This window comes from uncultured Parasphingorhabdus sp. (genome assembly GCF_963677535.2).
In the GTDB taxonomy this organism is placed as follows: domain Bacteria; phylum Pseudomonadota; class Alphaproteobacteria; order Sphingomonadales; family Sphingomonadaceae; genus Parasphingorhabdus.
Genome location: NZ_CAXXUT010000001.1, coordinates 440,524 through 456,491 on the forward strand (window position 1 = coordinate 440,524; position 15,968 = coordinate 456,491).

At 58.3% G+C, this 15,968-nt stretch carries 14 protein-coding genes; 10 read left to right on the forward strand and 4 right to left on the reverse strand.

The genetic code is table 11. The features are described 5' to 3' along the window. Positions 1–45: 45 nt before the first annotated feature. Positions 46–1,461, forward strand: coding sequence for a cell envelope integrity protein CreD (creD, locus tag ACHZCJ_RS02105; protein ID WP_321323483.1), 1,416 nt, complete (start codon positions 46–48; stop codon positions 1,459–1,461). Positions 1,462–1,503: 42 nt separating this feature from the next. Here the strand turns inward: creD and ACHZCJ_RS02110 are convergent, their stop codons facing one another. Continuing rightward, a complete protein-coding gene (locus ACHZCJ_RS02110; RefSeq protein WP_321323484.1) occupies positions 1,504–2,424 on the reverse strand; it encodes a neutral zinc metallopeptidase in 921 nt (306 codons plus the stop codon). A gap of 125 nt (positions 2,425–2,549) precedes the next feature. Here ACHZCJ_RS02110 and ACHZCJ_RS02115 point away from each other — a divergent pair, with 125 nt between their 5' ends. The 4 genes from ACHZCJ_RS02115 to ACHZCJ_RS02130 all read left to right on the forward strand — a co-directional run bounded on the left by ACHZCJ_RS02115 (position 2,550) and on the right by ACHZCJ_RS02130 (position 5,680). Next, complete coding sequence (locus ACHZCJ_RS02115; protein ID WP_321323486.1) at positions 2,550–3,335, forward strand: 3-hydroxybutyrate dehydrogenase; 786 nt, start codon at positions 2,550–2,552, stop codon at positions 3,333–3,335. Continuing rightward, positions 3,332–3,919, forward strand: coding sequence for a DUF4893 domain-containing protein (locus tag ACHZCJ_RS02120; protein ID WP_394700011.1), 588 nt, complete (start codon positions 3,332–3,334; stop codon positions 3,917–3,919). Before ACHZCJ_RS02115 ends, ACHZCJ_RS02120 begins: the two co-directional genes overlap by 4 nt. A 69-nt stretch (positions 3,920–3,988) precedes the next feature. Beyond that, positions 3,989–5,311 carry an amidohydrolase gene (locus ACHZCJ_RS02125; protein ID WP_321323490.1) on the forward strand — a complete coding sequence of 441 codons (1,323 nt, stop codon included), beginning with the start codon at positions 3,989–3,991 and terminating at the stop codon, positions 5,309–5,311. After that, the gene (locus tag ACHZCJ_RS02130; RefSeq protein ID WP_321323492.1) at positions 5,312–5,680 is read left to right on the forward strand and encodes a hypothetical protein; all 369 of its coding nucleotides are present in this window, start codon (positions 5,312–5,314) and stop codon (positions 5,678–5,680) included. It begins immediately after the preceding gene. Positions 5,681–5,766: 86 nt separating this feature from the next. On the opposite strand, the gene ACHZCJ_RS02135 is transcribed toward ACHZCJ_RS02130, so the two are convergent. Next, positions 5,767–6,186: a hypothetical protein gene (locus ACHZCJ_RS02135; RefSeq protein WP_321323494.1), complete on the reverse strand. Its 420-nt coding sequence runs from the start codon at positions 6,184–6,186 to the stop codon at positions 5,767–5,769. A gap of 203 nt (positions 6,187–6,389) precedes the next feature. Here ACHZCJ_RS02135 and ACHZCJ_RS02140 point away from each other — a divergent pair, with 203 nt between their 5' ends. From ACHZCJ_RS02140 to ACHZCJ_RS02160, 5 genes are all read left to right on the forward strand, one after another. Then, the gene (locus ACHZCJ_RS02140; protein WP_321323496.1) at positions 6,390–7,781 is read left to right on the forward strand and encodes a short-chain fatty acyl-CoA regulator family protein; all 1,392 of its coding nucleotides are present in this window, start codon (positions 6,390–6,392) and stop codon (positions 7,779–7,781) included. Between the two features lie 176 nt (positions 7,782–7,957). Further along, positions 7,958–9,346 carry a TIGR03013 family XrtA/PEP-CTERM system glycosyltransferase gene (locus tag ACHZCJ_RS02145; protein ID WP_159647914.1) on the forward strand — a complete coding sequence of 463 codons (1,389 nt, stop codon included), beginning with the start codon at positions 7,958–7,960 and terminating at the stop codon, positions 9,344–9,346. Position 9,347: 1 nt separating this feature from the next. Beyond that, positions 9,348–11,444, forward strand: coding sequence for an XrtA/PEP-CTERM system histidine kinase PrsK (gene prsK, locus ACHZCJ_RS02150; RefSeq protein WP_321323498.1), 2,097 nt, complete (start codon positions 9,348–9,350; stop codon positions 11,442–11,444). After that, positions 11,444–12,826: a PEP-CTERM-box response regulator transcription factor gene (prsR, locus tag ACHZCJ_RS02155; RefSeq protein ID WP_159647913.1), complete on the forward strand. Its 1,383-nt coding sequence runs from the start codon at positions 11,444–11,446 to the stop codon at positions 12,824–12,826. Before prsK ends, prsR begins: the two co-directional genes overlap by 1 nt. Positions 12,827–12,829: 3 nt before the next feature. Then, positions 12,830–14,833, forward strand: a complete 2,004-nt coding sequence (locus ACHZCJ_RS02160; RefSeq protein ID WP_321323500.1) for a tetratricopeptide repeat protein — start codon at positions 12,830–12,832, stop codon at positions 14,831–14,833. Positions 14,834–14,840: 7 nt separating this feature from the next. Here ACHZCJ_RS02160 and ACHZCJ_RS02165 read toward each other — a convergent pair whose 3' ends face one another. Together ACHZCJ_RS02165 and ACHZCJ_RS02170 are read right to left on the reverse strand one after the other, a co-directional pair. Further along, complete coding sequence (locus ACHZCJ_RS02165; protein ID WP_159643165.1) at positions 14,841–15,185, reverse strand: GntR family transcriptional regulator; 345 nt, start codon at positions 15,183–15,185, stop codon at positions 14,841–14,843. A 79-nt stretch (positions 15,186–15,264) separates the two neighbouring features. Then, complete coding sequence (locus ACHZCJ_RS02170) at positions 15,265–15,867, reverse strand: nitroreductase (protein WP_159643163.1); 603 nt, start codon at positions 15,865–15,867, stop codon at positions 15,265–15,267. Positions 15,868–15,968: the final 101 nt, after the last annotated feature.

Genomic DNA, 15,968 nt, shown 5'->3' on the forward strand with positions numbered 1-15,968 from the left:
ACGCACGCCGCAAGCTACCTTTATAGCGGTGGGAGAGGGAAGATAATGACAGAGGAAGCAGAGAGCCGGAACGGTTTCGATAAAGCAGAACGATCACCGGGCGCAAAATTCCTGCTTGTCCTGCTGATGGGCTTTTTGCTGACGATACCTTTGTTCGCGACGTGGCTGCTGGTCTATGACCGGCAGAGCCAGAGCGAGACCGCCCAGCAGTCCATCGTCACCGGCTGGGGCGGAGAACAGGTGTTTGCCGGGCCGAAGCTCGTACTGCCCTATACAGCTACAGTGCAGGAAACGGTGGAGCAGGATGGCAAGAGCGTGACCCGTACCAATGAAGTGACCGCAGAACTGTTTCTGGCCCCCGAGACGGTCACTCTGGACAGTGACCTCAAGACCCAAAGCAAGAAGCGGGCGATTTACGAAGTCGTCGTTTATGACAGCCATATCGCCGGCTCCGCCCGGTTCCGACTGCCGGATGATTTCGAGCGCAACGGTATATCGACATCTGATATTGATTTTACCCGCGCCGAGCTGCGCTTCGGATTGTCCGATGCCCGCGGTCTGGCTGGCGACAACAATGTTACGGTGAATGGCGAGCAACTGACGTTGAAACCGGGCAGGGGATTGGGCGAGACCGGTAACAGCGGATTCTTCGCCTGGGTCGATGCCAGCCGCCTTATGGACGGCGGTCTGTCCGCAGATTTCACCGTCAGGTTCAAGGGCAACCAGAGCCTGACCGTCGCGCCGCATGCCGGCCTCACCGAATGGACGGTCCGGTCGAAATGGCCGCACCCGAGTTTTACCGGCGGCTTTCTGCCCGAAACGGAAGAAACCAAAGTCACGGCCGAGGGCTTTGAAGCCAAATATGCGATCACGAATCTCGCGCTGGGAAGCTCGCTGGTTGCCCTGCAAGCCGGACAGCAAGTGTCGCCCGACAGCGGGCCGCGTGTCGATCTTTATCAACCTGCCGGCGGCGCGGCGGCAAGTGCGTCGGTCAATCTGATCCAGCCGGTTGATCTCTATGGCCAGGTTGACCGGGCGGCCAAATACGGCTTTCTGATCATTGGCTTCACCTTTGTCGCCTTTCTGCTGTTCGACCTGATCGGCGGCGTTCGAATATCCTCGGTGCAATATATATTGATCGGGGCGGCGCTGGTGCTGTTTTTCGTGCTGCTGCTGGCTTTCGCCGAAATCATCGGTTTCGCGCTCGCTTTCATCGCGGCCTCGGCGGCAACGATCGGGCTGATAACAGCCTATTCGGCTTCGGTCCTGTCGAGTTGGCGCAGCGCCAGTCTGGTTGGCGGATTGCTGGCCGGTCTCTATGGTGCGATCTATATATTGCTCAGCCTGCAGGCCTATTCGCTGCTGATCGGATCGCTGCTGATCTTCGCGGCGCTCGCCGGGGTGATGTTTGTTACCCGCCGGCTGGACTGGTCGAACAGCCTGGGTCGGGCCAAGGCCTAAGAGAGATGCGGGCTCCGGCGTGTTGCGGGAGCCCGTTCCTTGCTAGACCGCACCCGCGGCGAACGTATCACACGAAGACGGATCACCGGTTTCCATACCCTTGCGTAACCAGGCCATGCGCTGCGCGGAACTGCCATGGGTGAACATGCTTTCCACTGGCTGCTGGCCGGCTCCGCGCATCAGCGTATCGTCGCCGATCGCATGGGCCGCGTTCAACCCTTCCTCGACGTCGCCGGCTTCCATCCGGTCGGCATTTTGCGCCGCCCACACGCCGGCATAGCAATCGGCCTGCAACTCCATCCGCACCTGTAGAGCATTGCCTTCGGCCTTGCTCGCCCGGCGCTGGGCGTTGCGCACCTGATCGGCGACACCGGTCAGATTCTGGATGTGGTGGCCGACTTCGTGCGCGATCACATAGGCCCGAGCAAAGTCGCCCTTGGCGCCCATGCGCGTGGACATTTCGCGGAAAAAGCTGGTGTCGAGATAGACGCCCTGGTCTGCAGGGCAGTAAAAGGGACCCATGGCCGCCTGCGCTGCGCCGCAGCCGGACTGGCCGGACTGATCATAAAATGTGAGGGTGGTCGGACGATAGCGTTGACCCTGCTGCCGGAACAAACTGTCCCATGTCTGTTCTGTCGAGGCAAGTACCTGGCAGGCGAAAAGTTCTTCCTCCGTATCGCACGCCACATTGGTTCCGGAGCTTTCCGACTGGAAGCCGCCCGCGCCGGTGTCGCCGGCCAGTTGCACGCCACCGCTGCTGAAATACATGAAGGCCAGCGCCGCGCCGCCGATCAGCAGGATCGTGCCGCAGCCCATTTTCCGGCCGAGCAGCATCGGCAGAAAACTGAGCAGCAGGCCAAGACCGCCACCCCCGCCACCCCCGCCACCACCGCCAAAGCCGCGGCCGCCGCCGCGCCCCTGATCGCGAACATTCTTGCTGGGGTCCAGATCGTCCAAACGCATTTCTTGTCTCCTCGTCCGCCACCAATTCGCCCGAATCCGGAAAAAGCGCAAGTTCCGCCAGATAGTTTTACAAAATCATTGCAGTCCGGCGCGACGGAATTAAGGTCGCGGCAAAGGAGATATCTATGTTTTTGAAGGGCAAGACTGCGCTGATCACCGGCTCCACATCGGGCATTGGCGGCGGCTATGCAAAAGCGCTGGCCGCGGAAGGCGCGGCGGTGATGATCAACGGCTTCGGCGACGCGGGCGAGATTGAAACGCTGCGTCAGGAGCTGGAAACATTGAGCGGCTCCAAGGCGGCCTATAGCAGCGCCGACATGACCAAGCCGGAGGAAATTCGGCAGATGTGCGCCGATTGTGCCGAACAGCTCGGGACCGTCGATATATTGATCAACAATGCCGGTATCCAGTTCGTTTCCCCGGTCGACGAATTTCCAGAGGAAAAATGGAACGCCGTGATGGACATCATCATGAACAGCGCCTTCCACGCGACCAAGGCGGTGCTGCCGGGAATGAAGGAAAAAGGCTGGGGCCGGATCATCAACACTGGCTCGATGCACAGCAAGGTCGCGAGCCCCTATAAGTCCGCCTATAATGCAGCGAAGCACGCGATAGACGGTTTCGGCAAGACGGTCGCTCTGGAAGTCGCGCAAAACGGTATCACCGTGAACACGATTTCGCCCGGCTATACCTGGACACCGCTGGTGGAGGGCCAGATCCCGAACACCATGGAAGTGCGCGGGCTGACCCGCGAGCAGGTGATCAACGATGTGTTGCTGGCGCCGCAGCCAACGAAGGAGTTTGTCCAGATCGACCAGATTGCAGCGCTGGCCATCTTCCTGTGCAAGGACGAGGCGCGGGCGATTACCGGCGCGAATATTTCGATCGACGGGGGCTGGACCGCGCAGTGATTGCGGGACTGATCTTGCTCGTTGCAGCCGCCGCGGAGGCGCCGGTCGCACCGCTATGGTGTGAGCGGGCGACTGCTGCCGATATAGAAAGGCTGGAAAAATGGAAAGAGGCGCTGGAGATCGGTCGATCGGGCGTTACCGGTGCGGGACAAGGCGCTTTGCTTGCCGCTCGTTCTCCGCTTTTCAAAACCGATGCTGCTCTGGCCGGCAGTGACATTCCGCAAGGCCTTTATAATTGTTCGATCACCAAGTTGGACGGCGATGCCGATGGCGGGCTGCCCTATATCGCTTATCCTGCCTTCAAATGCCGGATCGTGGATCAGAATGGCCGCAAACATTTCACCAAATTGACCGGCTCGCAGCGGACGATCGGCTGGATCGACAAAGCGGCCGGTAACCAGTCAGTATATCTCGGCTCCCTGATCTACCATTATGAAAATGCTCTGGTGCCTTATGGCCAGACTGCCAAACGCGATCAGGCAGCGGTTGTCCAGCGTATCGGATCAAAACGCTGGCGGATGATTTTTCCGTTTCCCGCCTATGAAAGCAAGGTCGACGTGATGGAGTTGACGCCAGCGGAATGAAATTTTGGACCTGACAAGCCTTTCGCATACGATTAGGCAGGGCTAGAAAAATATAAAACGGGGACGGATATGCGGAATTTTACAAAGCTCGGATTGATGGCAGCGGCTTCGATATTGGCAGCCGTCCCGGCGCAGGCCGACAGTCTGAAGGATGCGATTTCCGCCGACATGCCTTCGCTGATGGATATTTATCGTGATCTGCATGCCAATCCTGAACTGAGTGGCGAGGAAGTCCGCACTGCCGCCAAGCTGGCGGCCGAAGCGCGGCGGCTTGGTTTTGAGGTCACCGAAAAGGTTGGTGGCACCGGTGTTGTGGCGGTCATGGAAAACGGCGAAGGCCCGACCGTGATGTTGCGGGCCGATATGGACGGTCTGCCGCTGGAGGAAAAGACCGGGCTTCCCTTCGCATCGAAGGTTCAGGCCAAAACCCGTCAGGGCAACGATACCTACGTGATGCACGCCTGCGGTCATGACACGCATATGACCGGCTGGGTTGCCACCGCACGGCAACTGGCTGCGCGGAAAGCCGAATGGTCGGGCACGCTGGTGATGATCCTGCAACCGGCGGAGGAGACAGGCGAGGGCGCATTGGCGATGCTCGAGGACGGTCTCTATAGGCGCTTTCCCAAGCCCGACTATGCGATCGCTTTTCATGATGCCGCGGGTGCTCCCGCCGGCTATATTGGCTATGCTCCCGGTTTCGCGCTGGCCAATGTCGACAGCGTCGACATCCACGTGAAGGGTGTTGGCGGTCATGGCGCCTATCCGCACACGACGAAAGATCCCGTAGTGCTGGCCAGCCGCATCGTCGGTTCCCTGCAGACATTGGTTAGCCGCGAGATTGATCCGCAGGATCCGGCGGTCGTCACCGTCGGCAGTTTTCAGGCCGGTTCCAAACATAATATCATCTCCGACGAAGCGCTGCTGTTGCTCACTGTGCGCAGCTATGGCGACGACACGCGGGCAAAATTGCTCGACGGCATCAAACGGATTGCGCGGGGCGAAGCGATTGCCGCGGGCATGCCGGAAGACCGGATGCCGGTTGTGACATTGCGCGAAGCCGAATTCACGCCGGCGACCTATAATAGTCCCGAATTCTCGATTGAAATGGCAAGGCTTTTCGAGGCCCGTTTCGGCAAGGACCGTGTCGTCCAGTCCAAGCCGGTGATGGGGGGCGAGGATTTTAGCCGCTACCGCCGGGCTGATGAAAATATCAACAGCATGATTTTCTGGGTCGGCGGCGTTCCGATGGCCGATTACCAGGCGTCAGTGGCCAAAGGCACGAAATTGCCATCGCTGCACAGTCCATTCTGGGCCCCCGAGGCGGAAACGGTGATCCAGACCGGTGCCGAGGCGCTGACGGCGGCCACTTTGCATATCATGAAGAAATAAATGGCTTGCCGGTGGCTCTTTCCCGGGGCGCTGATGTTTGCGGCCGCACCGGCAAGCGCGCAACCGGCGGGCCAGCCGGAGCCCTCTTACTTTGAGGGGCGCTGGGCCTTTCTCGATGAAGATTGTGCGGCATCGACCAGTTGGACGATGATTGCCGGGGGAAATTTCGTTTCGCAAGATCTGGTCGGCACCTGGGCCTGGCAGGATGGAAAACTGGTGTTGAGTCTTAATGATCTGGCGGTCGACGAGGAAACCGGCGAGGCCGGCGGCCGGTTTCGCATGGACGGGCCGGTCGCCATAATCGACCGGAGCCGGTTTGATTTCACCATTGCACCTGATGTTTACCAGATGCGGCGGTGCGAAGAGTAACCGGGAGTCGTTGCGAGGCAAGTGTCCACGCAAGTACGGATGATTGTCATTTCTGACGGCAGGCGCCGACAGACGTGCCGATGTGACTAGAAATCGTTCGGTCCTGGTCCGGGCCTGCCGTTTCGTTCGATTGGGTTTTGCAGGCTGCCGGGTTCGCCGGGCCGTGGACTACCGGCCAGTGGACTATCTCCGGCGCCGGATGACCGATTGCCGGATGCCACCCTGTCTGGCTGATATTGCAGGCTCGGATTATGATCGTCGTCCCAGGGATCATCACTATCATCGCTACCCGAAGCCGTCATCGGTTCGCCGAAGACAAAATTTTCGTAATCGCTATCATCCTCCTCATCATCTCCCCAGCTGTCGTCCGATACCGGAGCAACGGGTTTGACAATTTTCGGGGCTTCCTTTTCCACGGGAACGACCTTTGGCGGCTCGTCCGACGGCGTTATAAAGTAGATCAGCAGTCCGGTGGACGCGACCAGCAGGATGGATTCTTTCAGCATAGCAAGCACCAATGTCTTTCGATTTCCGCAAACGAGCTAGCCCAACGCGGTTAAGAAATATTTACCTTCGGCTCAGACGGGACGTCGCAGGATATGCCGGAACAGTGCCGTCCAGGGGCAGGCAGAAGATGATCTTGCGCTGATTGTTACAATCAATGTGGTTATTTCTTGAATATCTGTAAATATATTTACATAGGAGGCGGATGACTGTTCAGAAACTTTTCGCCGGCGCCGCCATCAAGAGACTCAGACGCAGCGCCGCCATGACTCAGGTCGCCCTCGCGGAGGCGCTGGATATCTCGCCCAGCTATCTCAACCTGATAGAGCGCAACCAGCGACCCCTGAGCGCCCGGCTGATGCTGCTTCTGGCTGAAAGATTCGATTTTGATCCAAGGCAGTTTATTGCCGCGGAACCAGGGGGCGGCATCGATGCAATTCGCCAGCGACTGGCCAGTCCGCTGTTCGAGGATATGTCCATTGATCGCTCGGAACTGGAAGAATGGCTGATAGCGTCGCCCAATACCGCGGAAGCATTTGCCCGGCTTTTCGACAATCGAAAATCCGGTGATGACAAGGGTGAAAAAAATGCGCCCGATCCGATCCAGGCGGTTCGTCGCGAAATCGAGCGCTGGCGAAACCATTTTGCCGATCTGGACTCCATGGCCGAGCAACTCGCTGACGAGTTGCGCCTCGGGGCAGGGGATCTCTATGGTGCGATAACCGAACGGCTGCGGGTGAAACATCAACTGATGATCCGGATATTGCCGGAAACGGTGTTGCCCGACAAGTTGCGCCGACTGGACCTTCACGCCCGGCAATTGCAGCTTTCGGAAATGCTCGATCCGGCATCCCGTACATTTCAGGCCGCGCTTCTGCTCGGCCAGATCGAGGCGAAGGGAGAGATTGATGCGCTGGCAGCGGGCGGGAAGTTCACCGACCGGGCAGCGGAGAAACTGTTCCGCCGCCACTTGTCCGGCTATTTCGCCGCGGCGTTGATGATGCCCTACGGCCGGTTTCTCAAGGCCTGTGAGCAAAGCGGCTATAGGATCCAGTTGCTGCAGCGCCGTTTCGGTGCCGGTTTCGAGCAGGTGGCCCATCGCCTGACGACATTGCAGCGGGTTGGTTCGCGTGGCCTGCCGTTTTTCATGGTGCGGATTGACCGCGCCGGCATGATTTCCAAGCGCTATGCCGGGGCGAGCAACGCGCCGCTGGTCGAAAGCGCCCATCGCTGTCCGTTATGGGATATCCACCGCGTCTTTGAACAGCCGTCGGAAATCCGGTCACAATTGGTGGCACTGGAGGATGGTTCAACCTGGTTCACTTTGTCGCGGGCGGTACAGGGCATAGGTTCCGGTGTTGGCGGCCATGCGCCTGCATTCGCCATCGGACTGGGCGTGTCTGCCGATGTTGCGTCCTCGCTCTATTATGCGCGCGGCAAGGATTTGGGTATCGAGCAGGCGGATGCAATCGGGCTGGGCTGCACTGCCTGTACCCGGCCGCAATGTTCGCAGCGCTCAGCGCCGCCGCGCAGTCGCTCGCTGACGTTTGACGAACAGGAACGGGGCCTGACGCCTTTTGATTTCGTTAACGACTAGGTCCCGGAACCCGCAAAGACAGTTTGAGTCGGGATATATCTCGTTGCCGGACTGTCGGTATATTGAACAAAATCGATGAACTTGTGCGTTTACGCGTAATTTATGCTGTAAAATTTACCGACAGATAACGAATTTTCCTTATGTCCGACGCTGACCAAGGAAAGACGACGCGCGATATGATCCGATTGTTCAAACATTATATTCCTTACCCGGTTCTTATTCTGGGGTTGATCGATTTTCTGCTGTTGCTGGCGGCAGCCGAAGTCGGCTGGATTTTTCGCGCCGTACAGATCAATATGGAAGTCGGGAATATCTTTGACCGGCCAGCCCCGATATTCAGCTTTGCCTTCGCGCTGCAGCTGGCGCTGATCGCGGTTGGCGTATACGGGCCCGAAGCTCTGCAATCGCTGCGTTTTGCTGCTGCCCGCATTCTGGTTGCCATTTCCCTGGGTGTGATATTTCTTTCGCTGCTGGCATTTGTGCTGCCCGGCGCCACGCTCTGGCGCTCCAATTCCCTTTACGCGATGATCTGTGCAATCGTTTTTCTAATGGTTATTCGTGTGATGCTCGGGACCATGCTGGATAGCGATATTTTCAAGCGGCGTTTGCTGATCTTGGGTGCGGGCCCCCGGGCCGCGCGTATTGCCGCCCTGGAAAAACGTCCGGAATGCGGCTTCATCGTTGCCGGCTATGTTGCGATGAATGAAGGCGCAACCGTGATCGACAGCGCGATACGGCGTCAGGATATTGCCAATCTGCCTCAGCATGTGATCGATCTCGAGGTCAGCGAAGTCGTTCTGGCGCTCGAGGAACGGCGCAACGCACTGCCGGTCGCGGATCTGCTGACGATCAAGACGACCGGTGTGCATGTCAACGACCTGTCCAGTTTTCTCGAACGGGAGACCGGACGGGTTGATCTGGACAGCGTTAACCCGAGCTGGTTCATTTTCTCCGACGGCTTTTCTTCGGGTCGGAGATTGTCGACCACGTTCAAACGGGGTTTTGACATTTTCCTGAGCTTTCTGTTGCTGCTTCTGACAGGCCCGATCATCTTGCTGTTCGCGCTGCTAATCCGGCTGGAAAGCCGTGGCGGCTCCTTTTTCAGGCAGGAGCGGGTCGGTCTGTACGGGCAGAAATTCAATATTCTGAAGCTACGTTCGATGCGCGCCGATGCGGAACCCAATGGCAAGGCAATCTGGGCGAGCGAAAATGATCCGCGGATCACCCGTATCGGAAATTTCATCCGAAAGGTCCGGATCGACGAACTGCCCCAGGCCTGGAGTGTGTTGAAAGGCGAAATGAGCTTTGTCGGTCCGCGTCCAGAGCGACCGCAATTTGTCGACGACCTGCAAACGCAGATGCCTTATTATCCCGAACGCCATATTGTGAAGCCTGGGATAACCGGCTGGGCCCAAATCAATTACCCCTATGGAGCGTCGATCGAGGATTCGCGGCACAAGCTGGAATATGATCTCTATTATGCCAAGAACTACACACCCTTTCTGGATCTGCTGATCATCCTGCAGACCATAAGGGTGGTGTTGTGGCCGGAAGGCGCGCGCTGATATGGAGTCGCTTCTCGACCATATCAGCTTATTCGGCCATGGCATCGCCGCCGCGCTTTTCGGTGCCCTGGCGATCTGGCAATTCCAGCGGAAAGTTGAACGCAATAACAAGCAGATATGGCTGATCATTGCGATCACGCTCACCAGTTTCTGGGCGCTTTCGATAACCGTCGAGGGGCATCTGTCGCAGATATCGCGCTTTGCCGAAACGCTGCGAAACTTCGGCTGGCTCGGCTTCATGTTCATCCTGCTCAGGGCAGGGGAAGGTCGCGACGAGCCGAAAACGGTCAATGTCATTTACGCTGCTCTGATCTTTGTGCTGGTCGGCCAGATGCTGGTGGATTCGCTGCTGCCGGCGTTCGCGGATATACAACCGCTGGAAGACGTCACGCTCTACACTTCGCTTGTGCTGCGGATGATCTACGCTGTCGGGGCGCTGGTGCTGGTCCATAATCTCTATTCGATATCCGCCCCGGAAACCCGCTGGGGTATCCGTTTGCCGATGGCGTCGCTGGCGGCGATCTGGACCTATGATCTCAATCTGTTCACCATCACCTACCTGACCCAGAACACGCCGATGGAGCTGCACGCGATGCGCGGTCCGATGATGGCGGTGATCGCGCCGGTCCTGGCCCTGGCATCCTTGCGCAACAGCGAATGGAATCTGAAACTTTCCCGCAGTGTCGCCTTCCGTTCACTCTCGCTGGTCGCGATCGGCAGCTATTTGCTGATGATGATCGTGATCGCTACGGCGCTGCAGATCATCGGCGGGGACTATGCCCGGCTCGCCCAGATCAGCTTTCTGTTCGGCGCGACCATTGGCGCATTGCTGCTGCTACCGTCGGGCCGATTCCGGGCCTGGTTGAAGGTCAAGCTGGCGAAAAATTTCTTCCAGCATCGCTATGATTACCGATCGGAGTGGATCCGCTTCACCGATACGATCGGGCGCCCTGGACCCGATAGCGCGCCCTTTCACCAGCGTGTGATCAAGGCGATCGCGGATATTACGGAGTCGCCAGCCGGAATCCTGCTGATGCCAGACGAGTCCGGCCAATTGGTGCTGCAATCACGCTGGAACTGGTCATCACTCGAAGTCCCGGCGCGGGCCTGCACGGTGCAGACCATCCCCTTTCTCGAACGGACCAATCATATTGTCGAATTCGACTCGTTGCGCGCAGGCAAGGACGACAAATGCAACGACGACGCGATCCCTGAATGGATGAGCGCGGACGAGCGGACGTGGGTCGGGGTTCCCTTGGTCCATTTCGACCGGCTTGCCGGTCTGATGCTGCTGGCGCGCCCCAGAATCGACCGCAAGCTGGATTGGGAAGATCTGGATATGCTGCGTGTCGTCGGCCGTCAGGTGGCAAGCTATCTCGCTGAATCGCGCAGCCAGCAATCGCTTTCAGAGGCGCAGCGGTTCGACGAGTTCAACCGCCGGATGGCGTTCATCATGCATGATATCAAGAATCTCGTCAGCCAACTCAGTCTGCTCGCCCGCAATGCCAAACGGCATGCCGACAATCCCGAGTTCCAGTTGGACATGATCGAAACGCTGCAGGATTCGGCCGACCGGATGAACGGGCTGCTCGAACGCCTGTCACAGCATAACAAGAGCAATCCGGAAGAGCCGAAGCCGGTGAAGGTCGCCGACCTGGTCCGCACAATCATCGAGAAGAAGCGCCTGCTGCACAGTCTGGAAAGCGGCGATGTCGAGGATCTGACGATTTTTGCGGATCCTGCGCGGGTGGAACAGATATTGGGGCACCTGATCCAGAACGCGATCGACGCGAGCGAGGACGACCAGACTATAACCATCAACGCCCGCCGTCGCGACCTCAGTGTGGCGATTGAAGTCTGTGACCGGGGAATTGGCATGTCCGCCGAATTCGTCCGCAACCAGCTGTTCAAGCCGTTTTCATCGAGCAAGCAGGGTGGCTTTGGAATCGGCGCCTATGAAGCACGCGAGTTGGCGCGCGGCATGAAGGGGCGGCTGGAAGTGGAGAGCACCGAACATGTGGGAAGCCGTTTCACATTGATCCTGCCGCTCGCGAAACATTTGCCAGAAGAAATTGCCGCAGACGAAAGGGCCGCATGATGCCGGACAGAGAGCAACAGAAAAAAGAGAAGCTGCTGATCGTTGAAGACGATCGGGGTCTGCAGAAACAGCTGAAATGGGCTTATGACGATTTCGAGGTGATCATCGCCGGGGATCGGGAAACAGCGATTGAAAAACTGCGTTCGGAAGAACCGGATGTGGTCACCCTCGATCTCGGCCTGCCGCCCGATCCGGATGGAACCACCGAAGGTTTTGCCACCATGGAAGCGATATTGAGTCTCAAGCCTGACACCAAGATCATCGTCGCTTCCGGTCATGGCGAGAAGGCCAGCGCCTTGCGCGCCATTTCCGGCGGGGCGTGGGATTTTTACCAGAAACCGGTCGACATTGACGAGCTTGGCTTAATTGTCCGCCGGGCCTTTCATGTGCGCAATCTGGAGCAGGAAAATGCCAGCCTCGCCGCTAAAAGCAGTGGCGAGGGATATATTCTGGGCAATATCATCACGGGGGCGCCCGAAATGCTGAAAGTGGCGCAGATGGTTGAGCGGGTGGCAAACACCAATGCGTCGGTGATGCTGCTGGGCGCCAGCGGCACCGGCAAGGAATTGCTGGCCAAGGGGCTGCACGATTCAAGCGACCGGCGCGACAAGGCCTTTGTCGCCATCAATTGCGCCGCGATTCCCGAGAATTTGCTGGAATCCGAATTGTTCGGCCATGAGAAAGGGGCCTTTACCGGTGCCATAAAGACGACCGAAGGGAAAATCGAACAGGCTGATGGCGGCACGCTGTTCCTCGATGAAGTCGGCGATATCCCACTACCGCTCCAGGTTAAATTGTTGCGCTTCCTCCAGGAACGGGTGATCGAACGGATCGGTGGCCGCAAGGCGATCGCGGTGGACACGCGGATCGTCTGCGCGACCCACCAGAATCTCGAAGCGATGATCAGCGAGAATGATTTCCGCGAGGATCTATATTATCGTCTGGCCGAGATTGTGATCAAGATTCCGCCTTTATCCGAACGATCGGGTGATGCCAGTCTGCTTGCCCGGCATTTCCAGAAAAAATTTGCCACCGAAATCAATCCGGCGGTCAAGGGGCTGGCGCCCGACGCGCTGGCTGCGCTGGAAGCCTGGAACTGGCCTGGCAATGTTCGCGAACTGGAAAACCGGATCAAGCGCGCCGTAATCATGGCCGATGGCAAGCTGATAAGCGCCCAGGATCTGGACCTGGATATCGATGAAGATGCTGCGGCCGATTTGCTCAACCTGAAAGCGGCGCGCGAGGCCGCCGACCGTTCGGCGATCCTGCGTGCGATTTCGCAGACCAGCGGCAATATTTCCAATGCGGCCAAATTGCTCGGGATCAGCCGTCCGACTCTCTACGATCTGCTCAAACAATATAAGTTGCAGCAAGCCAGCTAAACGATGGCTATCCCTTTTTCCCGGAAACTGCGCCTGACCAGCAAACCGGTCTTGTTGGCAGCGGCACTTTCCGTGGCGCTGACCGCCGTTCCGACGGCAATATTGGGAGCTAGCGGAGGCAACGCAGACGCGCGCGAGGCCTTTGCCAGAGCAGCGCAATTTCGTGCCGAGCGGGATGTCCGGTCAGCCCGGATAGCCTTGCTCAACGCCATCAAGGCCGATCCGGAGTGGATTGACGCGCGGGTTGCGCAAGCGGAAGTGTTGCTGAAGCTCGGGGACGGAATCGGTGCCGAAGCGGAGATTGACCGGGCCGTGCAACTGGGGATTGATCCGGCAACGGTCCGGCACCTCTATGGCCACGCCTATTTCTTGCAGGGCAAAGCGCAAAAGGCGCGCGATGAGTTGCTGACCAATGATATTCCGCAGCAATACCAAGGCTATGCAGCCCGAATCATGGGCAAGGTCGCGCTGCAAATGGGTGATGAGCAACTGGCGGGCGCCGCCTATAATCGTGCAATCGAACTGGATGGAAAAAATCCCGATCTTTGGGTCGATATCGCACGCTTTCGCTTTCGGTTAGGGGATCAGGCCGGCGCGACCAATGCGGTGGACGAAGCTGTGAAGCTGGATCCCGTCAACGTCGGGGCGCTGCAATATCGCGGAGAGTTGATGCGCTTCCAGTTCGGATTGGGCGCGGCCCTGCCATGGTTTGAACGGGCGCTGGAGCTAGACCCCAATGATATCCCCTTGCTGAGCGAATATGCGGCCACATTGGGGGATATGGGCCGAATGACCGACATGCTGGCTGTCGCACGAAAAATCATCGCGCTGGATGGAAAAAATCCGCGCGCTTTCTTCATGCAGGCTGTTCTCGCCGCCCGGGCCGGCAAATATGCTCTCGCCAGACGATTGATGCAGAAGACCGGCGGCATGATAGACAATGTTCCAGCCGTGATGCTGGTGCAGGGCATTATCGAGCATGCCGAAGGCAATCATAACGCGGCAGCAGACCAGTTCCAGCGACTGATCGCGATCCAGCCCAACAACCGGCAGGCGCATAATTTGCTGGCGCGATCGCTCTATCTGGCTGGAAGCGCAGGCGACGCGGTTGATATACTCATTCCACAAGTCAACCGCAGTGGCGCGGATCCCTACGCCTTGTGGCTGGTGGGCCGCGCGCTTGAGGATATTGGGGAACGGCGGCAGGCTGCCGCTGTCATGAACCGCGCCGCCGTTCATGATTTTGGCCGGGAAAGCGCCTTCATGGCCTCCGCTCCACTCAATGTGTTGCGCGCCGAGGCGCAACGCAACCCGAATGATGCCCGGGTGGTGGTGCCCTATATCCGCGCGCTCTACAATGCCGCCGATTATAATGCCGCTTTCGAAGAGGCTAAGCGACTGCAGCAAGGCAATCGCGGGGCGAGCGCTGCCCATATACTGGTCGCCGACGTCGCCACGGCCATGGGCAATTATGACGAGGCGCTGGATGCACTGGGCCAGGCGCGAAGAATCCGTTTTTCCGAACCGGTAATGCTGCGGCTGGTCGAAGTGTTGCGCGCCAAGGGAGACATGCAAAAAGCGGGAGAGGATCTCGCGCAATATCTCAGCTACAATCCCGGTAATATCGCCGGGCTGCGCTGGATGGCCTATGCCCATCTGGAAACCGGCAGCTGGGCCGTTGCAGCCCATATTCTGGAAAATCTACGCCAGCGCATAGGTGACAATGATGCTCTGCTGATGGCGGGCTTGACCCAGGCTTATACCGGTCTCGGAGAGACCGAAAAGGCGATTGCCGCGGGACAGATTGCCTATCATGTGCAACCGTCAAGCCCGGTGGTGACGCATCTTTACGGGCTGGCCTTGCTGCAGGACAGGGACGGCCAGAAAAAGGCCGTCAGTCTGCTGAAAAAAGCGGTCGAGATCCAGCCGGATAATATGGTTTATCGGAAAAGTCTGCAAAGCGCCCGCGCGAAACAGCAGAGCAGCGCGGTGGCAGGCGCAGACTGACCGCTGTTCAGGCGTCGCTTTTCAGCAAATCGTCGACGGTCAGGTCCAGCCGTTTCATCTGGCGCTCGACCGGTGGCCAGACATTCTTGATGAAATCTTCTCGCTGCGACTGACACAGGCGCTTTCTGGCGCCGGCGGCTACGAACATGCCGACACCGCGCTTTACGGTAACCAGACCCTCCTCCTGAAAACCCTGATAGGCTTTGGCGACGGTCAGCGGATTGGCGCCTTGGTCCGCAGCAAAGACGCGGACAGAGGGAAGCATGTCACCCTCTTCATATTTACCGTCGAGAATGGATTCCGATATGATGTCCCGCAACTTCAGATAGACGGGTTTGTTCGCATTGTTCATGCTGCATCACTGCCATAATACAGCGAAGCAGGCAAGTGGAAGTTCCGCTTCTTCCGCAAAGCGCGATAAAGTCCGAGATTTATTGTGGGGCTGGCGGGGTCCATTCGGACAATATGTTCTTCAACTCCGGGCGCGGGCGCTCGGTCAGTTCGGCACCGGCCGTGCCCAGATAGAGGAAGCCCGCGATTTTTTCGGGCTTGGCGCCAAACAGGTCGCGGACATCTTCGTTGAAGGCCGGCCAGCCGGTGATCCAGCCACCGACAAAACCCATGGCGTGGGTGGCGTGGAGAATATTCATGACAAAAGCGCCGCAGCTGAGTTCCTGTTCCCACAGCGGAATCTTGGTTGATTCTACCGGAGAATACATCACGACCAGCAGCGTCGGCGCGAGGCAGGCCATGGATTCCAGAGATTCCAGTTCCATCCGTCCCGCTTCCGGCCGTTCTTTCAGATAGGCGTTGTGGATCCCATTGGCGAACAGGCTGCGCTGATCGTCGCCGACTGCAACCACGCGCCACGGCGCCAGCTTGCCATGGTCCGGCGTGCGCAGGGCAATAGTGACAATCTCTTCAATCTGCGCCTTGCTGGGTCCGGGTGCGATCATGTCGCGCGGCCGTCCGGAGCGGCGGGAAGGGAGGTAGCTGGCGAGGCTGCTGAGATCGTTGAATTGCTTTTCGGTCATATTCGTCACTTCGGAAGAGATGCACGCGATTGCAAGGCGAATTTGCGGAAAACCGGTCTCGCTTGAAACAATATGCTTCACTTGCGCATTTTTATCATTAG